The sequence below is a fragment of the Paenibacillus sp. JJ1722 genome (genome assembly GCF_048282685.1).
Taxonomy (GTDB): Bacteria; Bacillota; Bacilli; order Paenibacillales; family Paenibacillaceae; genus Paenibacillus; species Paenibacillus polymyxa_B.
On the sequence record NZ_CP182500.1, the window covers coordinates 4,864,727 to 4,887,897 of the forward strand.

Genomic DNA, 23,171 nt, shown 5'->3' on the forward strand with positions numbered 1-23,171 from the left:
CATGAATCCTATCGGGAAACCGGTCGTGCTCACGGCCAACTTCAAAAAATTAGGCTTGCTGGGCGGGATTGGCCTGATTTGCTTTTTTATCTTTCAATTGCTTATTCCCTCGCTTAGCAATCCGAGTCCAGAATCAGTAATGAACGCAAAGGTCATCAGCAAACAAGAAGCGGTCATACACGCATTGGACTTTGCCCGCTCCGAGTTGGGCTATACTGAATCACAGCCAGAGGAGCCTGTCGTGACCTATCAGGCCGAAACAGATTTGTACGGTTATTTATCTAGAGAAAAACTGCTTCAACAGTACGACCGTACATGGAAGAAAAATTACCCTTACGAAACCTTTCGGGTTGATCTGCCTGAATCCTCAGCGAAAAGCAAACTGCAAATTCATGTGGATTTATCCACTGGGAAGGTCGTTAGCTTTAAACGGATCACCTCCAGTACCAATTACACACAGGCTGATATTTCTACGGATGAAGAAGCACGTAACAGGCTTATACGTGTAGCTGAGGACGGCATGACGCTTGAAGCCAAGGAGCAGGCGGCCGCAGTATGGGTCAAGCGCTTTGGCTTTAAGCCGTCGGACTTGAAGCTCGCCACCACTGAAAAAGAAGGTGGATTAAAGTATACCGTAGACGATAAAAAAATCGGCGCCTCGGTACTTACACTGGCTTTTACTTTCGAAGACGGTGATGTTCGCTCCTTCTCTCAAAGCTTTTCGGCCCCGTCGTCCTATACCGATTATATCGAAAAGCAAACATTTTGGGCGAATTGGATGACCTATGCGGGTTATGCCCTATTTAGCTTTGTGCTGGGTGTTCTTGCCATTGTGTATGCGTCACTCACCCGACGACATACTTCATTTGTACGCGGCATTGTTCTGTCCGTTATATACTTTATTGCAAGTATAGCTGGGACAATGAACATGCTGCCTTTATTGCAAGCAGAAGCAGGCGGTAAGGGCATGCTTATATTTCTTATGGTGTTCCAGATTGGTGTTACCTTCTTCATGGCAGTAGCGCTCTACTTCTCCTTGGTCGGCGGTGACGGACTTATGCGTCAGGTTGGACTGAATGCATGGCCGCGTGCGAAAGAGCCGGGCTACGGGCTGTATGTGCTTCGCAGTATGTATGTTGGCTACTTGTGGGCCTTTATTTTACTCGGGGTACAATCCATCTTATTCTTTATACTGGAGCGCACATTTAATACATTCTCCACAACAGATGCCACGCAATCCCCTTACAATATGGCTTATCCATGGTTACTGCCGATTATGGCCTGGATGGCAGGTATTGGAGAAGAGACTGTCTACCGTCTGTTTGGTATTCCGATGGTCAAAAAAATAGTGAAAAACACTTTTGTTGCTTGTCTGATCACCACGCTGATTTGGGCACTGGGACATACACTTTATCCGATCTATCCGGTGATTTCCAGACCTATTGAGCTGACTTTTCTTGGCTTGCTGTTCAGTTTTGTGTTCCTGCGTTACGGTTTTATTGCCGCCATGTTCAGCCACGTTATTTTTGACAGCATTCTAATGGGGCTTAGTGTAATGAGTCTGGGAGACACTGTGAATGTGAGCGCTGGTCTATTCTGGATCTTACTTCCAGCCATTGTGGGTTACATCATTTATTGGTTTAGTCCTAAAAAGCCAAATCGAATTATGTTTGAACCTATTAAAAAAGAGGAGCCGTATTCTACGACTCCTCCTCCCGAAGGGCAGCTATAATCTGACGCGCAAGCTTATCCCCAATAGAGAGAGGCCGGAATTCTTCAACGCTGGCCTCTCTTATTTTTTTGAGTGATCCAAAATGCTTGAGCAGTAACTTACGCCGTTTCTCGCCGATGCCTGGAATAGAGTCCAGCCGGGAAGTTACCATAGATTTGCCGCGTTGCTCGCGGTGGAACGTGATGGCAAAACGGTGAACCTCGTCCTGAATCCGTTGCAGCAGATAAAATTCTTCGCTATTGCGTGCAAGTGTCACGGCCTCAGAGGACTCTCCCACTAATAGTTGGGAAGTTCTATGTTTGGCATCCTTCACCAGACCACACACAGGAATGAACAAACCCAGCTCATTTTGCAGTACATCGGTCGCCGCCTTAATTTGTCCACGTCCACCATCCACAACGATCAAGTCGGGACGTTCCAGATTTTCCTTAAGCACACGTTCATATCTACGCCGAATAACCTCACGCATCGTTTCATAATCATCGGGTCCCTGCACAGAACGGATCTTATATTTTCGATACTCCTTCTTGGCAGGCTTGCCATCAATAAACACGATCATGGCGGAGACTGGATCGGAACCCTGGATGTTGGAGTTATCAAACGCCTCCACCCGGTGCAAGCTATCCAGCCCAATGGCACGTCCGAGATTGCTTGCAGCTTTGGATGTCCGTTCCTCATCCCGCTCGATCAGCTTAAACTTCTCATCCAAAGCAACACGTGCATTTTCCGTCGCCATGCCTGTCATTTGCTTTTTCAGTCCACGCTGCGGTACAAGTACCTTAACATCCAACCATTCAGCCAGAGCGAGAGCCGCCGTAGCTGGGTCCTCCAGTCCACCGGATAGTTGGGTTTCTGTTTCCTTTATCTCTGCATCTTGGTCACCAACTTGACCTTGATTCGTTGCTACTGCATAAGCTGCTCGTTCTTCAGCCACCAGCAATGAGTCAGCAGAATGCTCTGTCTCCGTTTGTATCGCTTTCTCATCTGTCTGTCCAGTAACATCGGCTAGAGGTGCACTGTGGAGTGCAGTTTCTGCCGCAACCGGTTGATCGACATTGACCTGTTCTGCCTGCATCAGCTTAGGAGAATCCGGCAGCAATATTTCCTGCGGCACTGCTGGGTTGTCACTATAATATTGCGTCACATAGGACATAAAATCACTGTAAGCCTCACCGTAGAAAGGAAAAGTCGACATATGGCGCTCGATCATTTTACCTTTGCGGACATATAGGATTTGTACACACATCCAGCCCTTATCTACTGAAAAACCGAATACATCTCGATCCTTCGCATCCGATGTGGTGATTTTCTGCTTTTCCATCATCGCGTCGATGCTGATAATCTGATCTCGCAACTCCTTGGCCCGCTCAAAGTACAATTCCTCTGCGGCCTCCTGCATTTTACGCTGAAGATCCTTTTTAATTTCCTCATGTCCCCCGCTCAAAAAGGAACCAATCTCCTGACCAATCTGCTCATACGTTTCCTTCTCGACCTCTTTCACACAAGGCCCCAAACATTGATGCATGTGATAATACAGACACACTTCCTTGGGCATCACACCACACTTGCGTAAGGGATACATGCGATCCAGCAGCTTTTTCGTCTGATGTGCCGCGTAGGCATTGGGGTACGGTCCAAAATATTTTGCTTTATCTTTCAGAACGCGACGGGTCACCTCCAGCTTGGGGTGTGCCTCGTTCGTAATTTTCAAATACGGAAAGGTTTTATCATCCTTCAACAGCACGTTATAGCGCGGCTGGTGCTTTTTAATGAGGTTGCACTCCAGAATGAGCGCCTCCATATTACTACCTGTAACGATATATTCAAAATCACGGATATCGGAAACCAATCGCTGCGTCTTGCCGTTATGGCTACCTGTAAAATAGGAACGGACCCGGTTTTTCAACACTTTGGCCTTGCCGACATAAATGATGGTGCCTTCGCTGTTCTTCATCAGGTAACAGCCTGATGCATCCGGCAGTAACGCTAATTTGTGCCGTATGTTTTCCAGCGCCTTCTCCTGATTCTGCAAGTCCTCCGCATAAGGTTTCATTCGCCCGGTTCCTCCTTCCATTCTTAATGACTGCTCAACTAACTACTTATAATATATAGGAATAATACACAAAAACGCCCCCGGTATTTACAACCGGAGGCATTGACCTTTCATGGCCGCTCCACCAAGCCCCCGCGGGAGCATGGGTCACATGCGATGATTATTGGTGTTTAGTAAGCATGCTTTTCAGCGCTTCTTTGGAGTTCAGACCTACCACTTTATCAACAGGCTGTCCGTCTTTGAAAACGATCAGGGTAGGAATACTCATCACGCCGAAACGGGAAGCAGACTCTGGATTTTCATCCACGTTCACCTTCGCGATTTTGACGCTGTCGCCAACTTCTGTGGACAGATCCTCCAGAATGGGAGCGATCATTTTGCAAGGACCGCACCATGGCGCCCAAAAATCAACCAAAACGGTTCCTGTGCCTTCGACTTCTGCGTTGAAGGATTGATCGGACACGTTAACAATTGCCATTGTATGTTCCTCCTTTATAGAAAAGTCAAGATTATTATAACCTGTAATGTCTGTTTCGACACCTTTTAATTATATCACAATAGTCTTTTAATTGTAAGATATCAAAATAGCAGACGGATAAACGCTTACCCCCGCTGATTTTTTCCCTTTACGGTAATGACATCTACAAAAGGACGAATCCGGTCCATCAAGCGTTGTCCTTTGTACATTTCCTCTCCGTCCTTGCTCGTAAAGCTGAGATGCTTCTCCAGCCCCTGCAACGAATAATTGGAAGTATAAAAAGTAGGTTTGCGGTTCATTCGGTAATTCAAAATGGAACCCATCACATGGTCCCGTACCCACGGGCTTAAATTTTCGGCACCAATATCGTCAAATACGAGCAGATCACAATTTTTGAGCATTTCGGTCGTTTCCTTCAGCTTCTGTCCATCCTGAATCATGGACTTTAAGTCCTCCACAAAATCAGGCATATACACGATCACACCGTTCAGACCCGACAGAGCCAGCTCGTGCAATAGATAGCCCATCAAAAAAGTTTTACCCGTACCAAACGTACCTTCCAGATACAGTCCTTTTTTGGATAGACCCTGACTTTTCGTTTCTTCAATGTAACGGAATAGCTGTGTGACGGCAGGCATACGTTGTGAATCTTTGCGCGCAATCTCAAGAGCGTTATATCCCTCCAGAAGTGCCCGTTCATCCACATAAAAGCTTTTAATTCTCTGACGCACCCGTTGTTCATGTTGGGAAGCAACCAACTTCGCACATGGGGTCCGAATGTCCACGATTTCGGCTGTTCCATTCGGATATTCCACGCCCAGCTTACAAAAGTGGCCCTGAAAATCGTTAGGACACTGTTCCAGCCCCGGACAATTGTCGCAATTTCGACGATCCCGGGCATACTGAAAGAGCATGCTCATGTTGAGTCGCAATTGTGTTTCGTCCACATCAGGATGCGCAGCACAAAACTCCTGCACGAGCGGATCATTTAGAACTTGATCGGCTACATTGCGAGTGCGCTGGCGAAACGAAGGGTTCTGCATCTGCTGTAGCAAATCGCCCAGTGATTCCAAGAACGCTCCTCCTTTCTAAAATGTGCAGAGTTATGGGGGGAGACGCTTCGCGGATGGATCATTCTTACGATCGCTGTTGCCACCAGATTTTTTCTATCGTAATAGAAATTTAAAGGTGAAAATCCGGTGGCAAAGGCGAACGCTATCGCTTCTCCAGAACGATTCCATCCGCTCCGCTACTGACCGCCATAAAGTCGACATCTATTTGAATTGGCTCCGCTTAATAGTTTTATAAAACCTAAAATCCACTAGACTTTTTTCTGTTTTCCGGATTGCATTCGTTCGGCCAGACGCAGCAGTTCATCCAATTCTTCCTCAGATACAGACTCCTCGGAAGGGTGATCCTGAACGATTGGAATGGATGGCTTGGCTGGCCCGTTATTTTTGGCATATGCGCGGGATCGGCCGCCGGAAGGAGAAGCAGAGGACTGTTTTCCTTTTACCTTGGCTTGATCCCTTATATATTGAACGGCTTTTTCGTAAGTGTTTACCTGCTTAAGCAGCATGTTGGAAGCAACGGCCTCGACAAAGTTTCGGTTAATTCGCTGATCGCTCCCCGATACGAGCAGTGACATCAAATAATGGATCAGCACATTGATGACTTCACCGGGCAGCTTATAGCTGATATCAATTTTCTCAAATATATCCAGCAGGTTACCGGGAACCGTGCCGGGGAAAAAGGTTTGCAGCAAACGGCGATAAGGCTCGTTGCGCAACATCATATTATATTGGTGAATGTCACACTTGGCTGTGAATTGTGGTGGAACCTCCACATAAAATTCCATTTCCACAGCCTGTTCTGCAGGCGGCTCTTCAGGTGTGGAAGCTTCTCTTTGGCGCAAGGCGACCACTTTGGCGGCCTGTACCTGCTGTTCCTCCTGACGCTTCCGATCCTGTCTGGAGTGCTGACTAGCCCGAAGCTGAAGCTCGTCAAGCAACAAGTCGCCTGCTTCGGTAAAAATACCATCCTCATCCAGCAAGCGACTAATATCCTGTACAGAAAGGTCAAATTTGCGAACAACGTAATTGACCATGCCTAACTGCTCGTGTTCAAACCGGAGACGCTCCACGTGCTTGCGATTGGCAGATTCACGCGGAAAACGGAGAATAATATCTGCATAATTCAATGCTTCCTCCGATTCTGACGCTAGTGGTCCAGTCTGACGGCTAGTGGACACCTCGGACAGCGCCTGTTCCAGTTCGTAATCTATAACATGGGTATTCAATTCAAATAACTCGTAGAAAGGAATCGAAATATTTTCTTTATTATAGGAAGATTGCGACCATTCGCTAGATTCCCTACTCCACAACGATTCTCTCAGAGAAAGCACTGCAAACTTACCGATTTTGTCTCTCAACAAAAGGGTGAGATGCTGCGTTCTGAAAAATTCAGCAGGTGCGAGCGGCGGCTGCATCTCATATTCATACATATAGTCGTCCGTTTCGGGTGCATACAGCCTGGACGTCTGTAATAGACCGACGGCCTCCAGCTTGGAGGTCTGTTCAATCAAATACTTGCGTCCCTTCTCACTCGGCTCCAGTCCCAGTGTCAGAAAAAGGCGACGCTGCTGTTCCAACGGCGAATAACCGACTTGTCCTACTGGCACATGCTGGAACAACAGTCGATACAGACTGACCGCAAATGCGCCTACCATCGGCTGATAGACGCTTCCCAGCATCAATTCATCCAGTGCGCTCAAGCCAAATTCCCGATAAACGCAGTAGCGGTGGTTCTCAGTATAGTGCAGCAGGTTTTTCATCCGCATTCCAACATTCTTCCTTTCCTGACATAACGGTCTCCAAGATGTTTTTCTATTCTATCATACTTGCCTTCTCGTGGGACCAACAAAATAAGGGCAATTGTTCTCCTTTTTGGCAGCCGTATTCGTCTGAGTTCTACTTTTTTCGAGAATACTAACTATTTTAAGACTTTGTGACCTGCATCATGGTAAAAATAAAATTCTTCACACTTCTTTCATTGGTGAAAAGCTTTACTTTGAGCTACAATATAATGGTTAAGCATCACGTATTGGATACAGGAATGATATAAGGAAGTACACATATTTCGGCTGAGCCGATTATCATTTACAGACGTAAAGGAGTGTAGATCGTGAGTCAACATCAACCTCAACAAACCCCAGCAACACCCAACGAAGTAGCCTCCACACTGGAAGGCTGGTATGCGCTTCACGATTTCCGGTCCATCAACTGGACAGCATGGAAGACCGCAGACGATGAAGAGCGCGCCGGAGCACTGGACGAGCTTCAAGAGTTTATGAAGGAATGGAACGTTACCGAGGAAGCGGGTCTGGGCAGTTCAGCTGTCTATACTGTTGTCGGACAAAAGGCTGATTTTGTCATGATGCACCTGCGCGAAACGCTGGAAGACCTCAATAAACTGGAAAATGATTTTAACAAAACAACCTTCGCCAAATATACAACCAAAACCTATTCTTATGTGAGTGTGGTGGAACTGAGTAATTATTTGAGCAAGGATGAAGATCCCATGCAAAATCCACAAATTGTCGCACGCTTGAAGCCCGTATTAAACAAGGCCCGTTATATTTGCTTCTATCCAATGAACAAAAAACGTGACCTGGACGACAACTGGTACATGCTTTCGATGGACGAGCGTCGCACCTTGATGCGCAGCCACGGTTTAATTGGACGCAGCTATGCTGGCAAAGTAAAGCAAATCATTTCCGGTTCCGTCGGCTTTGACGATTGGGAATGGGGCGTAACACTGTTCTCCGATGACGCACTTCAGTTCAAGAAGCTAATCTACGAAATGCGTTTTGATGAAGTCAGTGCCCGTTACGGTGAATTCGGCTCCTTCTATGTCGGCAGTGTGTTAAATGAAGAGACATTTGAAGACATGTTGAAGCTGTAAACCATAAGCGTCGGAACTATGTCGCAACATACAATCAAGGATTCCGCGAACTCCCACTTTCGGGACGACGGAATCCTTTTTTATATATCTTGATGCGCCAGCTTTCTTTTCTCCAAAGCGATCAGGATAAAGATAATAAGCAGCAAACCACTTAGTAAGATCAAAAATCCCCCCAATTCGGGAATAAAATATTTTAAGCTTCCACCTTTAAAGCCCATACCTCTTAAAAACTTGAAATGCCAGGTCAATGGGAGAATGTTACTTATATATTGCAGCGATGGAGGCAGCATAGCCACTGGCAATTGAGCGCCGCTCAGTAAAAACGAAGGCAGTATAATTAGCATGAGGCGTGGGGAAGCTTTTCCAGGATTGGCCGCATTCCACCCTAAAGCCATCGCAAACAAACCCAACGTAATCGTGTACAGGAGAAATGGAATACTGAGCTGCCATACATTCGCTTCAAAGCGTAGTCCGCCAATTTGCTTGAGCAAACCAATGGACAGGTAAAAGGACACACATCCTACTAACGCATACGGCAACACCCTAAGAATCAAGCTATACGAATGCTGAAGCTCCTCTTTTAATCTTCCTTGCTCCCGCAATCGCGGGACAATTGTCAGTACAGTAGCACCAATTAGTGAAATCATGACCGTATTAATGAACCCCATAACCGAGGTCATCAAAGTAGCATTGGTAGGATTATATAACAGGCGCTGCTGAAGCAGCATATTGGAAGTAAGCCCTGTAACCTGACTGTCACTCATTCCCATACCCTTTAATCCACCACCAGCCAGCATCGCATTTTCCGTCGCCATGATCTCTGTGACTGCCGAGCGTAGATTTCCAGTAGCCTGACCTACCGTATTATCTACATAAAAACCGATGTTGCTCTGAACTCCTTTAATCCTATTTTCCTCCAACCCAGCTGGAAGGTAAATCACCGCAAAAAACTTTTCATTATATAAAAGTAAATTCGGATCGGTTTCGTTCTCTTGCACATGGCGTACATCAATATACTGCGATGCATCTAATTTATTAATAAGCTGTCGGCTATAACTGCTATGATCTAAATCGACTACAGCTACAGAGGCATCGTTAAGCTGATTATTTTTAAAAACAAATCCAAAGGCAACAGCTACAACGATAGGAACGAGCAGCATAATAAAAACCATTTTGCCGCTGATCATCAGCTTCCATTCTTCTATAAACGCCTTCATTTCGTCACAACCTCTACCGTCATTCCAGGCAATAATTCAGATGTTCGCTGGACATCCACCCGTACTTGGAAGGAGCTGATATCCGACAGACCTTTGTCCCGACTCATTCTCATGTTAGTATACTGAGGGGCAGAAGTAATGTACCTCACCTTGCCTTGGACATCTTTATCTAAAGCTACAACGTGCGAAGTCACATTTCCCCCAGCTTTAAACTGTGATATGGAATCCTCGCCCACGTAAATATCGTAGTATAGCTGATTGGTTTCAATAACGGCGCCCGTTGCCCCCGTAGAAACGATCTCTCCCATTTTAGGTACAATACGTGCCACTTTACCATCTGTAGATGCCTTCAGCACCATACGTCCGCGCTGCAATTCCAAAGTTTTGAGTTGAACACTCAATGCCTGCTTTTGTTGAGCCAGAAGATCCACATTGTATTCGCTATTCTTAACATCTTTTCGTGTTTGCGAGGTTTGAGTCAATGCTTCCTTGGCTTTTTCTGTTTTGATACGAGCCTGCTGGCGTTCCTCAGCAGTTGCGCCAGCCTCCATTTTATCCAAAGCGGTTTGCTGCTGAGCGATCCCATTTTTAGCAATGTCCGATTGTTTGCTAGCCGCTGTAATCTGGTTATTGGCAATTTCAACCTGATCCTTAGCTGTATCTAACGCGATTTGGGCATTATCCAGTTGGTTTTTGGCGTTATCCAGTTCTGCTTTGGTTCCAGCTCCTGCATCATATAACGCTTTGATACGGTTGTAATTCACTTTAGCCAAGTCCAGAGCCTGTTGTCTGGATGATACTGTTTTTTGTGCGATTTCCGCATTTCTTTTGGCTGTCTCTACTCCTGTCAGAGCTGCGTCCAACGATTGCTGTGCTGCTTCAATAGCCAGCTTTTGTCTTACAATATCCTCCGCACGTGTGCCTTGGTTTAATAAGGACTCTCCCGCTTGCGCGGCTTGAATGTCCAATTGCCCCTGTTTTTCTGAATTCGAAATTTTCTCCGACTGATTTTGCAACCCGTCTTTAGCCTGTTTTATTTTCACATCAGCCTGTGCGATATCCGTTTTTAATTTCTCAATTTGCAAATCAAGGTCTACAGGATCGAGGGTCATGAGCACATCCCCTTTTTTCACCTGTTGTTCTTCCCTCACCTCAATCGTGTTTACTCTTCCCCCTACGCCCTGAAAAGCAACATTCACGGTATCTGCCGTAAGCAGTGTATTTTTTTGTTGGGCTGCCATACTCACAGCATCCTTGCCGCTCATTGCCATTAGCGTACCCCCGGTACCTAACGCGACAACAAGTAAAACGTACACGATGATCTTTTTGTTCATTACAATAAACTCTCCTTCATGATGATTTAGCCAATGATAGTTAAAAATAATAGTCAAAAACAAATAAGGAGCCTGATAGTACGACGTCTAACTATTTAAGCCGGGAAATTTGATTATTCCTGTTTTATCCGTTCAACACCTGAGGAAAGCTTCTGTAAGAGTGTTGCAAAAAGATCATGATCCTCCTGCGTAAATTCATTCATCAAATCAGCAAAAAGCTGCATAAACAACGGAATTCTTTCCGTCATTAACTGTTTACCTTCATTAGTCAAGGAGATTGCAGTCATACGTCGATCCGTCAGCGTACTTCTCCGGATGATGCCGTCTCGTTCCAGCTTATCAATTACACTGGTTACTGTTGAACGAGTAACTCCTGAATATTCAGCCAGCTCGGATGGAGTCAATGCACGTTCATGAAGAAACAATGGCATTAAAATTTTCAGGTTGCCTACAGACAGCCCATATTCCGACAGTCTGGAAGACACTCCATTGTACACTTCATGCGCTGCCTGCACGAAAAGTACCAACGTATTCAACGATTGGGAGTCCGCATTTGGAAACTTTTCTGCCAATAAATTTATTCTCTTGGGATCAGCATTGATATTAAAATCAGAATTCAATCTGAAGCTCCCCCTCTGTAATTAGTAACCATACTATACGTCGTCAAATAGTTATGAGTCAATACCTTTTTTTGTTCGCCTAAATAAAAAAGGTCTCCATGCTCCTTTTTAGGAGTCAAGGAAACCTTTCTACCTTTAGAAAAACCGTCCCTTTTTCAGTACCAGTGGAATTCCGCCAATGATGAACAGATAGCGGAGATCCACAATTTTTTTCAATTGTGCGGCCACCCAACCTTTTATTTTGCGTTTGCCCACCACGGCGACGGCTTCCCCTTTTCCAAGAGAAGCAACCGTCCCTTTGTTGGAAAATACGAACTTGTGCAGCTCCTTTTTGCGAAGAGTAGCGGCCAGATTCTTGGCACAAAGAACCCCTTGCTGCATCGCAATTTGGGCAGTCGGTGGATAAGGACGTCCTTCGGGATTAAACATCAGGGAGCTGTCCCCGATAATAAAAATATCATCGTGGCCCGGTGCACGCAGAAAATCGTCGATTTTCACCCTTCCGCGCATCACTTCGAATCCGGCTTTCTCGATTAATCCGTTCCCACGGATCCCTCCCGTCCAGACCACCGTGCAGGCTTCGATTTTCTCCCCCTCACCAACGATTACACCATCCTGCAAGCATTCCTTAATCGGAATTCCAATGCGGAAGGTGACCCCTTTATGCTTAAGGACGTTCATCGCATACTCCACCAGCTCAGGATCGAACCCTGGCAGCGCCGTAGGAGCTGCCTCGACGTTAATGATTTGAATCCGGTTAAAATCGATGTCATAGGCTCTGGCCAGCTGTGGCAATCGATCCGCCAATTCTGCTACAAACTCAATGCCGCTAAAACCAGCGCCTCCTACGACGAAATTGAGGCGACCTGGTTTACCGTCATTTTTATACAGGGCCAGCTGGTATTCAATATGCTCACGAATCAGGCGAACCGAGTTAATACTGCGAATCGTCAGCGCGAACTTATCCATTCCCGGAATACCGAATGTTTCTGGCTCGCCGCCTAATCCAATGACCAAATAGTCATAGGAGAGTGATCCATCCTCCAGCACGATTTTTTTCTCCTTCGGTATGATTTCCTTAACCGTTCCTTTGACTAAATCCACCTTGAACTCATCGATTAGCTGGGCAATCGGAATCCTTGAATGCTCAATCGTATCCGTACCTGCCGCAGGCATATGAAGATGTGTCGTAATATAGTGGTAATCATGTCGATTGATCAGTGTGACATCCGCCTCATTGTGCTTGAGCTCCTTTTGCAATTGCTGAGCCGTCAATATACCGCCATATCCGGCGCCCACAATGACAATTTTGGGAATACTGCTCATGCTTCTACCCCTTCCGATATACATAATCATTAATTATTCAAAGCTGTTCTCTCAAAACGGTTAATTTATACTCACAGAAAAGTCTTCATCAAATATTAATCGCTTTAACTTTGCAAGCGGAACCCAGCAGTTTATAATGATAAACAGTGAATCATGCGTTCGGCGGCTATCTGAACCTCTATGCGGCTGATTCAATATCTACAAATCCCATACTATCCCTTTCGGAGGTGTTTTTAGAGTGACAGATCAATCTACAGGTGCGGAGATCCGCGATCTGATTATTATCGGAGGCGGTCCAGCCGGTATTTTCGCCGCTTTTTACGGAGGAATGCGTCAGGCATCCGTCACCTTAATTGAAAGTATGCCCCAACTGGGCGGCCAGCTTGCAGCCCTTTATCCTGAAAAATATATCTATGACGTCGCTGGCTTTCCTAAAGTGACTGCACAGGAACTGGTTAACAATTTGGTTCAACAAATGAACCACTTTAATCCAGAGGTGCAGCTAGAAGAGAAAGTCGTATCATTAGAGAAAAAGGAAGAACGCCACTTCATCGTAAAAACAGACAAAGGTGGCGAGTATCATGGTAAAGCGGTTATTATTACCGCTGGTGTGGGTGCTTTCGAGCCGCGCAGACTGGAGCTTCCAGGTGCCGAACGTTTTGAAAAAACGAACCTGCATTACTTTGTCAGCGACCTGAGCAAATTTGCAGGCCGAAAAGTGCTAATTAGCGGTGGTGGTGACTCTGCTGTAGACTGGGCACTTATGCTGGAACCGATTGCAGAACAGGTTACATTGATTCACCGCCGTGACAAATTCCGTGCGCATGAACACAGTGTCGAAAACCTCCTCGCTTCCAAAGTAAACGTTATTACACCAACGGAAATTACAGAATTGCATGGAGAAGACACAATTACGAAAGTCACTCTTGCTCATGTAAAAACCAAAGAAACACAGGAAATCGAAGTGGACGATGTGATCGTTAACTTTGGATTTGTATCCACACTTGGCCCGATTGCTGAATGGGGAATTGAAATCGAAAGTAACTCTATCGTGGTCGATTCTCGCCAGGAAACTAATATTCCCGGCATTTTCGCCGCTGGGGACATTACGACCTATCCAGGCAAGCTCAAGCTGATTGCGGTCGGCTTTGGTGAAGCTCCTACGGCAGTCAACAACGCCAAGGTCTATGTAGATCCAGATGCCAAGTTATCTCCTGGTCACAGCAGTAACATGAAATTGTAGTCTAGTTTAGACTATGACAAAAAAGGGTATTTTACTCCAAATTTGAATCTTTGGAGTGAAATACCCTTTTTTACGGTGTGCCTATTCGTTGCAGTGATTGTCCGTAAAGTCATCCGAACCCTGAATGACTTCACAGTCGCAGTACGAGAGCTTGTCCGGTCTAATGAAGGACTACGGCTGTATTCATCTCTAACTTTCTTTTGTGAATCTCAGCCAGCAACAGTGCAATGAAGTCACATTCAAGTTTAAGCTCGATTGCCATCTGATAGGAATCCAAAAGCATTTCATCCGTCAGCATAGCCATCCTCGACACAACCTTTCCTTTTATTTCAAAATCTATTCTATCAAAATACCAAAATCGGAACAAGCGTTCTGTTATCCACAGTCAATTGTGGAAATCCTGTGTATAAATTGTTGGTAAGTGTCGTTAACCCATATATGTGACAGGGGATAATGTGGACAATATTTATACACAGAATTTTGACGCTCGAACACAAAAAAAATATTTTTATTATTTATATAAATATATTATATTTAGCGTCTTGTTAATAGATTATATTGGAATTTTTTTAAAGAAATCAGAAATTTATTGAGGTCTTGTATTAACCTCTAAAATCCATACCCGTCCACTCTGATCAAGCCCGTAATCAAATCCCAGTTGTCCGATCCCAGGAAATCTTCTTTCCAGTACAGGAATACAGCGCTGTGTAAGTTGAATGATTTCTCGCCGCTTTTGAATAGCAAGCCGCCGGGGATATATCATCCGAAGCGCCTCTGTTCCCTTCAGCAAAGTTCCCCCTTTGCACAGATTTGTAATGACCAGTCCGGGACGAGCATGACGTGCAACCACCGCACGAAAATCCCATCTCTGCCCTTCCTTCACGACTTTGACTCGATAGTCGACAGGTCTACCTTGAATACTTGCCAGTTGGATGCCTTGTTGAATGAGATATGGACGTTGGATTCGGAGCTTATTGATTCCGAATACAAGTGCTCTAAAATGACTGAACCGATGTGTATGCTCCATACGCGTACAGGCGTATCCTCTACGCTCCTTTGCCACACGCATGACTCCGATTCCTCCGCCTCCTTTTACAGGTTTTATAAATACAAAAGCATGCCGCCGCAGCATCATGCGCAATTGATCTTCACTATATAGACAGGTTTCCGGTATATAAACGGCGGTATGTGGATGGTGCAGCAGCGCCTTCGTCTTTAGCCATTTGCTTGCAAGTTGTCTCATCTAACCCTCTCCTTTCGCCGTCAGGTATACTTATACATACTCAACAGGAAGGTTCTATTCTTGGATGATTGTCGGCGGCATGTGTCTATTTCGACAAGATCATGGCGAACGGTAGCATGCACCGAACATCACTGGTACAATGACAATAATCTACTACCATTTGCACGGAGCGGCGGAAATTACCGGCAAATCGTTTTTTCAACAAGGAGGTCAACTCATGAATAGCAAAATTGGCATCATGGATATTGGCTCAAACTCCATACGTCTAGTGATCTATGAAATGACAGAGACAGGAGCCTATCGAATTGTGCAGGAATGCAAAGAAGCTGCCCGACTGAGCGAAAAGGTTGGGGCCAACGGCCGTATGGAACGGGAGGCGATTCGAAGCATCGCTCCATTGCTGCGCCAATTTATGGCGGTATGCCATATGCACGGGGTTGTCCGTATGCGTGCAGCAGCAACAGCAGCCATCCGCAATGCCACGAATTCGGACGAAATCGTCCAATGGATCGCGGAGGAGACAAATTTAACACTGGAAATACTGAGCGGAGAGCAAGAAGGCTATGCCGGTTTTCTGGGAGTAGTGAACACTATGAATGTGAGTGATGGAATCATTATTGACATCGGGGGTGGCAGTACCGAAATTACGTTGTTCCGCGATCGAGAACGACTGCATACTGTGTCATTTCCCTTTGGCGCCGTCAATATGAATTGGCGCTTTGGACGTGAGGTCAAGAATGGCGAATGGTCTCCTCAGCAGATTGAGGAAATGGAGAGCTTTGTCCGTTCTTCCCTGCAAAATCATGATTGGATCTTCTCCAATCCGGGTCTGCCATTCATCGGGCTAGGTGGAACCCTGCGTACTTTGGCTAAAATCAATCAGAAACGACTGGATTACTCACTTCCTGTGACGCACCATTACGAAATGACGATAGAAGATGTCGATTACTTCTATGGCAGTCTGCCCCATCTGCCCTATGAAAAACGCAAAAAAACAGCCGGCCTGTCCAAGGACAGAGCCGACATCATTGTACCGGGTCTTATTATATTGAAAACGATATTTGAAGCTGCTCAAGGCTCCGCGTATTTAGTCAGTGGAGCGGGTCTGCGAGACGGCCTATTTCATGAGCTGGTCAACGCTGAACAGCCCGTGGTAGCTAATCCGCTTATCACATCCATTCGCAATATCCTTTCGTTTGCTGTCCCGGTTAGCGAAGCGCATGTCAAGCGGGTTAACGAGTACGCCGTCCGGCTCTATGACACATTAGCTGGCGGAACCTCAGCTGCTATGGACAAACGCTTGTTACTGACCGCAGCAACTCTTTACAAAACGGGAGCTGCCTTGAATTACTATCATTTCCGCCAGAATTCCGTGTTCTGGATCTTACATGCAGGCATTGGCGGTTTATCCCATAGGGAAACGGTACTAGCCGCGTTGATCGCGGATTACCATCCCAAGAACCGGACACCCCGTTTGCTACGCACACATGCGGATATTTTGGAGCCTTCCGACGAGGAACGTGTACATCGGCTCGGCTCGCTGCTCCAGCTCGCAATTGGCATGGATCGGAGTGAGTCCGGAATGATTAGCAGCATCAATCCCACTACAGGGGATGATGCACTGCATCTTCGTCTGGAAAGCAAGAGTGAACCCATATTAGAACAACGGGAGCTAGAATCAGTTGCCAAAGATTTCCAAAAATCATGGAATCTTACATTGTCGTGGTCCATTCTACCTTCTTCCAATTTCTAACCTTCATCGCTTCAGATTGGCTCCTGATGGGAGCCTCTTTGTCGTTTCTGGACACAAATTGATAGCTGCCGTTAGGCATAAGCTGGCGTGCCTTCACATTATCTCTTAACGATAAATGCAGAATATCTGCCAGCATTTCTTTGATTCCGTCATCATAAATCGGGCACATCAGTTCAATTCGGCGGGTCAAATTTCGCGTCATCCAATCCGCACTGGACAGAAACAACTCGGAATTGCCTCCATTTTCAAAATAAAACAATCTGGAATGTTCCAGGAAGCGGTCTACAATACTGATGACACGTATGTTCTCGCTGAATCCTTCCACACCCGGACGCAAACAGCAGACCCCTCTAATGATAAGATCAATCTTCACACCTGCTTGGGAAGCCGCATATAGTTCATCGATCATCTCCTGATTGGATAAGGAGTTGATCTTGGCAATAATCCGGGCGGGCTTACCTGCCAATGCTTGCTCAGCTTCCCTACGGATGAGTTCAAACAGCTTGTTCTTCATTCCCGTTGGAGCCACCGTAAAAGCTTGCAAAGTCTTGAGCGCAGAGAATCCCGTAATTTCATTAAACAGTTCGGAGGCATCCTCGCCAAGTACCGGATCCGACGTAAACAATCCGATATCTGTATACACGCGCGCCGTGCTTTCATTATAATTGCCTGTGCCTACGTGCACATATCGTTTGAGTGCGTTGCGCTCATGGCGTATGACAAGAATGATTTTGGCGTGCGTCTTCAAGCCAACCAGCCCATACACTACGTGACAGCCTGCTTTTTCAAGCGTACGCGCCCAGGCAATATTACGTTCCTCGTCAAAACGGGCTTTCAGCTCCACCACCACCGTTACCTGCTTGCCCGATTCGGCCGCACGTGCCAATGCCGGAATCAGCTTCGATTCCCCGTTGACACGGTACAGGGTCATTTTGATTGCCATCACATCCGGGTCCTCTGATGCCTCAATGATAAAATCAGTTACCGCATCGAATGATTCATACGGATGGTACACGAGCACGTCCCGTTTGCGAAGCACGTTGAAAATATCCTCTTGCGGGGGCAGTTCTTCCGGATACAGTGGTTTGATTGCCGGAAATTTCAAATGCGAATACCCCTCCAAATGATCGGCAAAAGACGACAAAAACGTCAGATCCAACGGCCCGTCCATCTCAAACACATGATCGAACAGCTTGAATTCGCGTTGAAGCTCCATCAGGGCATAGGGATGAATCCCTTTTTCTACTTCCAGTCTTACCGGCGCCCCCCGTCGTCTTCGACGCAGCTCTTTTTCAATCTCTTCGAGCAAATCTTCGATCTCTTCTTCATTAATGGACAAATCGGAGTTACGCGTAACACGAAAGGCATGAACCGCCTCCGGAACATATCCGGTGAACAGCGTTTGAATGTGATGCTTGATTAGTTCCTCAATTAAAATAAATGATTTCTTCTTGCTGTTCGACCGCAAAGGCACCGTAACAACACGTGGAATATTCGAAGGCACCTGCACAATGGCAAAAAGTGGTTTATCCTCCTCCGTATCTCCGGGACGTCTCAAGACGACCGCTAAATATACGTATTTATTGTGAACGAGTGGAAAAGGACGGCTCTGATCGACCGCCATCGGCGTGAGCACCGGAAATATAATTTCATGAAAATATGCATCCAGCGACTTGCGCTGTGTCGTATTTAAGTCTTCATATTCGAACAGTAAAAGACCCTTTTTCGTCAAGAGGCGAGAAATATCACGATAGGTCCGGTATTGTTCCGATACCATTGAGACGGTACGCTTGATCAGGCGTTTGTACAAACCGGAGGGGGTATATCCCGTAAAATCCTTTTGCATAAAACCCGCCTTGATCTTCTCGCGCGTTTCTGCAACACGAACAGCCATAAACTCATCCAAATTGCTAGATACAATCGCCAAAAATTTGGCTCTCTCCAGCAACGGTGTATCTGCATCCTGAGCTTCCTGAAGCACACGGCGATTAAATTCAATCCAGCTTAAATCTCGGTTAAAGTAACGTTCTGACCCGGCTTTATCCTTATTCTGACTCTCTATCAACATATGGCCTCCATCAATTCATGCAGTATAGTTACCCTTTATTGTACTATTAGATGAAACGCACTAGCATCACAGCTGTGTAAACGCAATGTAAAATGTGTGTAAACACAAACTGGATGTTTGAAAAGGTCAATCGGATGCTTTACAAAAATAGCATTAAGCGGTACAGTGTTTACGTCTGTTTCATAGAGTAGATTGACGAACCGTTCCTTTTTCAGTTGTTTATGTTCATTATGATGTGTAGTAACCACTTAGAAGCCACGTTCAATTGCTGATTTTTAAATGGCATGATATAGGGAGGATTTACGTTATGGAACCCAAGAAAACGCCACGCGTACTGCAAAAAAACATCGAATTTTTCACCGCGGCGCTATCTCAACACCTCGTTTCGGTCTGGCAAGAGGACCCTACAGGTGTATACTGTGAGATTGGCTGTGGATATATCGAGTTATTCAGTAGCGAGATGATTCGGGTGCGCAATCAAGATGGAACCCCAAGCCATTATGACCGGAATATTACCATGTTTCAGTTAATCACGAAGGATCAGCCGATATAATTATTATATGCTATGCCTGCGCTGTTCTTCCAGATTAGAATTGTTTTATGTTACAATTACCGATTTTCATATCTGCTGAATCCTGCAGTTTTTCCAAAAAGCGCCTCAGAGCGCTTTTTTTGTCGACTTTTTTTGAACATCGTTTCGAAAAGCAGTATGATAAGGGAGCATATTACCTAAATTTAAAGGGGAATCAACCGATGGAGCATACAACATCAGATGGACGCATCCTGGTTATGACCGCGGTTGAAGGCGAACGGGAAGCTGTACTGCGGGGCCTGAAAGGCGATACCCGTTTTGTGGTCGAGCTGGCTGGCGTGGGCGCACCGTCCGCAGCGGCTTCAACCGCGCTAGCACTGGCGGCGGCTGGTGACTACCGGCTGGTTATCAGCGCCGGAATTGGTGGCGGCTTCGTGGAGGTCGCTGCACTGGAAAGCGTCGTTGTTGCTGACGCGATCATTGCTGCCGACCTGGGTGCCGAGACGGCAGAGGGCTTCAGCAGCGTGGACGAGCTGGGTTTCGGCTCAAGCCGAATTGCCGTGAATGTTGCCACCGCGCAGCGATTCGTTCAGGCGTTGCGTGCCGCTGGACAGACAGCTGTCGCGGGGCCGATCCTGACCGTCTCTACGGCCACCGGTACGGCGGCAACAGCGGAACAGCTGGCCAAGCGCGTTCCCGGAGCTGCTGCCGAAGCGATGGAAGGCTACGGCGTAGCCGTGGCGGCAAATAGGCTGGAACTGCCGACGATGGAAATCCGCACGATTTCCAATGCTGTCGGTCCACGTGACCGTGCAGCCTGGCAGATCAAAGAGGCTTTGCAAGCGTTGGAAGCCGCATTTTCTACATTAACGGAGGTTATATAGATGCAAATTGCTTTTTCACCTTGTCCTAACGACACTTTTGTCTTCCATGCCCTGGCGCATGGATTGATTCCGGGCGCACCCGCGCTGGACATTACATTTGCCGATATCGACATCACCAACAATCTGGCGATCACACCAGACGGACTCGATATCATGAAAATTTCGTATGCTGCACTCCCTTGGGTGCTAGATGAATATGCCCTGTTGCCTTGCGGGGGCGCACTGGGCCGGGGTTGTGGGCCGCTCGTGCTGACCAGGGAAGGTTCCACGATCGAAGGCCCGGAAGCCCTGTCTGGCAAGCGTGTAGCCGTTCCGAGTGAACGTTCCACTGCCTATCTGCTGTTCCGCCTGTGGGCAGCCAAGCATGTGCCTGGGGGTGTCGGCGAGATCGTCGTGATGCCGTTCGACCAAATCATGCCTGCTGTCCGTGACGGGGAGATAGATGCCGGACTGGTTATTCATGAAGCACGGTTCACGTATCCGTCCTACGGACTTAGTAAGCAAGTCGATCTGGGGAACTGGTGGGAAGAAGATACAGGGCTGCCGATCCCGCTCGGAGCTATCATTGCCCGCCGTACGCTAGATCTGGATGCGATCACAAACTGGATACGCGCCTCTGTCGAATATGCTTGGAAGCATCCTGAAGCTTCGCGTGAATATGTATTGTCTCATGCGCAGGAACTTTCACCCGATGTCGCCCAATCGCATATCGACCTTTACGTAAACGATTTTACCGCCAATCTGGGCGACAGCGGATATGCCGCCATCGAAGCTTTGCTTGGTCTCGCTGCGCAGGAAGGGCTGGTACCTTCGTTTGATTTAGCCCAACTGCGCCCTACTTCCACAACAACACGTTAAAAGGGACAGACATGCCATGCATGTTTTCATGCTGAATAGAGTAGTTTAAACATATAAAACCTCCCGAACGAGCACATGGCCTAGCCAGGCGCCCCATTCGGGAGGTTTTATCATTTCATATGGCGAATCCTCATTCGGACTCGCTTGATCCTTATTCTTAGTTCTGTTCCTGCTCCACAACCTCGGTCTTAAATACGTTATCCAGTTTGGTACCCAATCTTTTGACCAGCGGCACCTTGATATCCCGGCTCAGCTCCTTGAAAAAAGCGTCCATGTCACAATTAATCTTATCCAACACGACCTTCACGGTACCCTCTTCCAAGATCTGCTCATTCAGATCCTCCGGTACGGTAACCGAGATATCATACTTCTTGCTTAACGTTTTAATGTAGCGGGTAAAGATTTCGATAAGCTCCTCATTGTTGAACTTCTCAACTGCAACTTGCCCTTTGTTAGTAAATTTCAAATTCACTCTCACGTTAGCATTTCCCCTTTTCCTTTTGACCATTTATTTTGGATAAACGTTGAACCTTTCAGAGGCTCTTCAAAGAAAGGGCCTTACCGGTCGTTTTAGACTCTTGTCCTTTGATATACTAAGTATAACACATTAAGGCCGTTTTCATTTCCCAACTTGTCGTTTTATGATAAAAAATGATACAATTTGCGCATTTTCAGCATAAATTCTTTCTTTTCATGCCAATCATTAGAAATAGTTTATACACAAATACACAAAAAAACGCCTATCTCGCAAAAGAAAGACGTTTCCGTATAGATGCCTAAGTGGTATGCATTTACAGAGGTTTCGTACATTCCCAACCGTGTGAACGATACTCACGCACAGCGTCTCGTATATCCTCAATATCATCAGAATGCAGCAAAACGGCAGGTAGAATTACCCAATATTCATTCTCCGCTAGATCAATAAATACGTCCTCGACATCGTAATATTGCATATCGCCAAATGCCGTATCCCTAATTTTCTGTCCAACCAAAGGTGTAAACTGGGAATCAAATGTTTTCATCACCTTCGTATATTCCTTCACGCCCGTTGCCGAGATCTGCTGTGAAATAATGACGCTCAATGCTGTTACCTCCCTGACCTAATAATGCTCATTATACCCTTCTCTCAGACCTTCTACAAAACCTTGTGCAAAAAAAATCATAAAAATCAATAGGCCGATGCCAATAGCTACGGAGCTGATTACGATAATGAAGATACCCTGCGTGTCTCTTTGTTCCATCTTTTTAGTCAAAATTCCGAAAACAAGACCTATGATCCCCAACAAGCCTCCAACGACAAAAAAACTAAATACGAACCCCAAACCTGCAAAAATCCAGCCAAATAGAGCGAGCACCCAGCCCTGCGGCTGTGGCTCACTCTGTTTCATCTGCCAGCGTTCCCTCGCTGTAGGTGTATATCTGTCCATTCCTTAGCTCCCCCGCTCATTGCATCTCTTAAGAAAAAAATTCGCTCGCCTTCTCCCGATGGACAGGCTTGATATGCATGTCCAACACTTTCAAAGCTGCCAGCACAACCCCCGCATCATCTGTAAAACCCAACATTGGAATAACATCTGATATAGCATCTAATGGAGAAATAAAATACGCCAAGGCTCCGAATGCTACCCCTTTGGCATACAGAGGCGTTTCAGGATCTATCGCACAATAGTACATAGCCACCGCATCCTTCACAAAGGGAACTTTTCCAGCCGTGGACTTTACCTTGTTGAAAAATCCCTTTTTCACCTGTTCTTCCTGTTTTGGATCATACTTGGCTTTGGTTACGTCAAAATCCTTCATAGGTTCCTCCTCTTGCTGACTGGTGAGTTTGAAAGTGCCACCTTCCCGCTTACCAAGCGGATAATTT

General features: G+C 46.3%; 22 protein-coding genes. 7 read left to right on the forward strand and 15 right to left on the reverse strand.

Annotated elements, in window-relative coordinates; translation table 11 throughout:
* The first annotated feature begins 1 nt into the window (after window position 1).
* Window positions 2-1,732: a CPBP family intramembrane glutamic endopeptidase gene (locus ACM1ND_RS21625; protein WP_023990148.1), complete on the forward strand. Its 1,731-nt coding sequence runs from the start codon at window positions 2-4 to the stop codon at window positions 1,730-1,732.
* Here ACM1ND_RS21625 and uvrC read toward each other — a convergent pair.
* The 4 genes from uvrC to ACM1ND_RS21645 all read right to left on the reverse strand — a co-directional run bounded on the left by uvrC (window position 1,701) and on the right by ACM1ND_RS21645 (window position 7,102).
* Window positions 1,701-3,785, reverse strand: a complete 2,085-nt coding sequence (gene uvrC, locus ACM1ND_RS21630; protein WP_023990149.1) for an excinuclease ABC subunit UvrC — start codon at window positions 3,783-3,785, stop codon at window positions 1,701-1,703. The genes ACM1ND_RS21625 and uvrC overlap by 32 nt on opposite strands.
* Window positions 3,786-3,945: 160 nt before the next feature.
* The gene (trxA, locus tag ACM1ND_RS21635) at window positions 3,946-4,263 is read right to left on the reverse strand and encodes a thioredoxin (RefSeq protein WP_010347861.1); all 318 of its coding nucleotides are present in this window, start codon (window positions 4,261-4,263) and stop codon (window positions 3,946-3,948) included.
* Between the two features lie 125 nt (window positions 4,264-4,388).
* Window positions 4,389-5,336, reverse strand: a complete 948-nt coding sequence (gene dnaI / locus ACM1ND_RS21640) for a primosomal protein DnaI (RefSeq protein ID WP_023990150.1) — start codon at window positions 5,334-5,336, stop codon at window positions 4,389-4,391.
* A 248-nt stretch (window positions 5,337-5,584) separates the two neighbouring features.
* Window positions 5,585-7,102 (reverse strand): DnaD domain protein, encoded by a 1,518-nt coding sequence (locus ACM1ND_RS21645; RefSeq protein WP_028541451.1) that lies wholly within the window; start codon window positions 7,100-7,102, stop codon window positions 5,585-5,587.
* Between the two features lie 344 nt (window positions 7,103-7,446).
* On the opposite strand from ACM1ND_RS21645, the gene hemQ reads away from it, so the two are divergent.
* Complete coding sequence (hemQ, locus tag ACM1ND_RS21650) at window positions 7,447-8,226, forward strand: hydrogen peroxide-dependent heme synthase (RefSeq protein WP_023990152.1); 780 nt, start codon at window positions 7,447-7,449, stop codon at window positions 8,224-8,226.
* Window positions 8,227-8,306: 80 nt separating this feature from the next.
* Here the strand turns inward: hemQ and ACM1ND_RS21655 are convergent, their stop codons facing one another.
* The 4 genes from ACM1ND_RS21655 to ACM1ND_RS21670 all read right to left on the reverse strand — a co-directional run bounded on the left by ACM1ND_RS21655 (window position 8,307) and on the right by ACM1ND_RS21670 (window position 12,723).
* Complete coding sequence (locus ACM1ND_RS21655) at window positions 8,307-9,443, reverse strand: ABC transporter permease (protein ID WP_341057109.1); 1,137 nt, start codon at window positions 9,441-9,443, stop codon at window positions 8,307-8,309.
* Window positions 9,440-10,777: an HlyD family secretion protein gene (locus tag ACM1ND_RS21660; RefSeq protein WP_068941835.1), complete on the reverse strand. Its 1,338-nt coding sequence runs from the start codon at window positions 10,775-10,777 to the stop codon at window positions 9,440-9,442. Before ACM1ND_RS21660 ends, ACM1ND_RS21655 begins: the two co-directional genes overlap by 4 nt.
* 113 nt (window positions 10,778-10,890) lie before the next feature.
* Entirely contained in the window at window positions 10,891-11,397 is a 507-nt protein-coding gene (locus tag ACM1ND_RS21665; protein ID WP_068941836.1) for a MarR family winged helix-turn-helix transcriptional regulator, read from the reverse strand.
* A gap of 135 nt (window positions 11,398-11,532) precedes the next feature.
* Window positions 11,533-12,723: an NAD(P)/FAD-dependent oxidoreductase gene (locus ACM1ND_RS21670; RefSeq protein ID WP_053326050.1), complete on the reverse strand. Its 1,191-nt coding sequence runs from the start codon at window positions 12,721-12,723 to the stop codon at window positions 11,533-11,535.
* A 238-nt stretch (window positions 12,724-12,961) separates the two neighbouring features.
* On the opposite strand from ACM1ND_RS21670, the gene ACM1ND_RS21675 reads away from it, so the two are divergent.
* Window positions 12,962-13,966, forward strand: coding sequence for an NAD(P)/FAD-dependent oxidoreductase (locus ACM1ND_RS21675; protein ID WP_068941838.1), 1,005 nt, complete (start codon window positions 12,962-12,964; stop codon window positions 13,964-13,966).
* Between the two features lie 160 nt (window positions 13,967-14,126).
* On the opposite strand, the gene ACM1ND_RS21680 is transcribed toward ACM1ND_RS21675, so the two are convergent.
* Window positions 14,127-14,270 carry a sporulation histidine kinase inhibitor Sda gene (locus tag ACM1ND_RS21680; protein ID WP_023990158.1) on the reverse strand — a complete coding sequence of 48 codons (144 nt, stop codon included), beginning with the start codon at window positions 14,268-14,270 and terminating at the stop codon, window positions 14,127-14,129.
* 282 nt (window positions 14,271-14,552) lie between these two features.
* Window positions 14,553-15,209, reverse strand: a complete 657-nt coding sequence (locus ACM1ND_RS21685; protein WP_023990160.1) for a YheC/YheD family protein — start codon at window positions 15,207-15,209, stop codon at window positions 14,553-14,555.
* A 217-nt stretch (window positions 15,210-15,426) separates the two neighbouring features.
* Here ACM1ND_RS21685 and ACM1ND_RS21690 point away from each other — a divergent pair, with 217 nt between their 5' ends.
* Window positions 15,427-16,962, forward strand: coding sequence for a Ppx/GppA phosphatase family protein (locus ACM1ND_RS21690; RefSeq protein ID WP_023990161.1), 1,536 nt, complete (start codon window positions 15,427-15,429; stop codon window positions 16,960-16,962).
* On the opposite strand, the gene ppk1 is transcribed toward ACM1ND_RS21690, so the two are convergent.
* Complete coding sequence (ppk1, locus tag ACM1ND_RS21695) at window positions 16,922-19,030, reverse strand: polyphosphate kinase 1 (RefSeq protein WP_028541444.1); 2,109 nt, start codon at window positions 19,028-19,030, stop codon at window positions 16,922-16,924. The two genes, ACM1ND_RS21690 and ppk1, sit on opposite strands and share 41 nt — an antisense overlap.
* A 307-nt stretch (window positions 19,031-19,337) precedes the next feature.
* On the opposite strand from ppk1, the gene ACM1ND_RS21700 reads away from it, so the two are divergent.
* The 3 genes from ACM1ND_RS21700 (at window position 19,338) to ACM1ND_RS21710 (ending at window position 21,304) form a co-directional block, all read left to right on the forward strand.
* Entirely contained in the window at window positions 19,338-19,583 is a 246-nt protein-coding gene (locus ACM1ND_RS21700) for a hypothetical protein (RefSeq protein WP_007431922.1), read from the forward strand.
* A 200-nt stretch (window positions 19,584-19,783) separates the two neighbouring features.
* On the forward strand, window positions 19,784-20,446 hold the full coding sequence (locus ACM1ND_RS21705) for a futalosine hydrolase (RefSeq protein ID WP_339202386.1): 663 nt from the start codon (window positions 19,784-19,786) through the stop codon (window positions 20,444-20,446).
* Window positions 20,447-21,304 carry a 1,4-dihydroxy-6-naphthoate synthase gene (locus tag ACM1ND_RS21710; protein ID WP_053326052.1) on the forward strand — a complete coding sequence of 286 codons (858 nt, stop codon included), beginning with the start codon at window positions 20,447-20,449 and terminating at the stop codon, window positions 21,302-21,304.
* Window positions 21,305-21,461: 157 nt separating this feature from the next.
* Here ACM1ND_RS21710 and ACM1ND_RS21715 read toward each other — a convergent pair whose 3' ends face one another.
* The 4 genes from ACM1ND_RS21715 to ACM1ND_RS21730 all read right to left on the reverse strand — a co-directional run bounded on the left by ACM1ND_RS21715 (window position 21,462) and on the right by ACM1ND_RS21730 (window position 23,104).
* On the reverse strand, window positions 21,462-21,782 hold the full coding sequence (locus ACM1ND_RS21715) for a hypothetical protein (protein WP_023990165.1): 321 nt from the start codon (window positions 21,780-21,782) through the stop codon (window positions 21,462-21,464).
* A 313-nt stretch (window positions 21,783-22,095) separates the two neighbouring features.
* Window positions 22,096-22,386, reverse strand: a complete 291-nt coding sequence (locus ACM1ND_RS21720) for a hypothetical protein (protein WP_013311821.1) — start codon at window positions 22,384-22,386, stop codon at window positions 22,096-22,098.
* Between the two features lie 18 nt (window positions 22,387-22,404).
* Complete coding sequence (locus ACM1ND_RS21725; protein WP_023990166.1) at window positions 22,405-22,731, reverse strand: hypothetical protein; 327 nt, start codon at window positions 22,729-22,731, stop codon at window positions 22,405-22,407.
* Window positions 22,732-22,759: 28 nt separating this feature from the next.
* Entirely contained in the window at window positions 22,760-23,104 is a 345-nt protein-coding gene (locus ACM1ND_RS21730; protein WP_049828405.1) for a YkvA family protein, read from the reverse strand.
* Between the last annotated feature and the right edge of the window lie 67 nt (window positions 23,105-23,171).

Excerpts from the sequence above, each read along its gene's own strand:
- ACM1ND_RS21690 (WP_023990161.1), top strand. The coding sequence starts at position 15,427 with ATGAATAGCAAAATTGGCATCATGGATATTGGCTCAAACTCCATACGT.
- ppk1 (WP_028541444.1), bottom strand. The coding sequence starts at position 19,030 with ATGTTGATAGAGAGTCAGAATAAGGATAAAGCCGGGTCAGAACGTTAC.
- trxA (WP_010347861.1), bottom strand. The coding sequence starts at position 4,263 with ATGGCAATTGTTAACGTGTCCGATCAATCCTTCAACGCAGAAGTCGAA.
- ACM1ND_RS21705 (WP_339202386.1), top strand. The coding sequence starts at position 19,784 with ATGGAGCATACAACATCAGATGGACGCATCCTGGTTATGACCGCGGTT.
- ACM1ND_RS21645 (WP_028541451.1), bottom strand. The coding sequence starts at position 7,102 with ATGCGGATGAAAAACCTGCTGCACTATACTGAGAACCACCGCTACTGC.
- ACM1ND_RS21710 (WP_053326052.1), top strand. The coding sequence starts at position 20,447 with ATGCAAATTGCTTTTTCACCTTGTCCTAACGACACTTTTGTCTTCCAT.
- uvrC (WP_023990149.1), bottom strand. The coding sequence starts at position 3,785 with ATGAAACCTTATGCGGAGGACTTGCAGAATCAGGAGAAGGCGCTGGAA.
- ACM1ND_RS21685 (WP_023990160.1), bottom strand. The coding sequence starts at position 15,209 with ATGAGACAACTTGCAAGCAAATGGCTAAAGACGAAGGCGCTGCTGCAC.
- ACM1ND_RS21725 (WP_023990166.1), bottom strand. The coding sequence starts at position 22,731 with ATGGACAGATATACACCTACAGCGAGGGAACGCTGGCAGATGAAACAG.
- ACM1ND_RS21625 (WP_023990148.1), top strand. The coding sequence starts at position 2 with ATGAATCCTATCGGGAAACCGGTCGTGCTCACGGCCAACTTCAAAAAA.
- ACM1ND_RS21660 (WP_068941835.1), bottom strand. The coding sequence starts at position 10,777 with ATGAACAAAAAGATCATCGTGTACGTTTTACTTGTTGTCGCGTTAGGT.
- ACM1ND_RS21730 (WP_049828405.1), bottom strand. The coding sequence starts at position 23,104 with ATGAAGGATTTTGACGTAACCAAAGCCAAGTATGATCCAAAACAGGAA.
- ACM1ND_RS21670 (WP_053326050.1), bottom strand. The coding sequence starts at position 12,723 with ATGAGCAGTATTCCCAAAATTGTCATTGTGGGCGCCGGATATGGCGGT.
- ACM1ND_RS21655 (WP_341057109.1), bottom strand. The coding sequence starts at position 9,443 with ATGAAGGCGTTTATAGAAGAATGGAAGCTGATGATCAGCGGCAAAATG.
- ACM1ND_RS21700 (WP_007431922.1), top strand. The coding sequence starts at position 19,338 with ATGGAACCCAAGAAAACGCCACGCGTACTGCAAAAAAACATCGAATTT.
- ACM1ND_RS21680 (WP_023990158.1), bottom strand. The coding sequence starts at position 14,270 with ATGGCTATGCTGACGGATGAAATGCTTTTGGATTCCTATCAGATGGCA.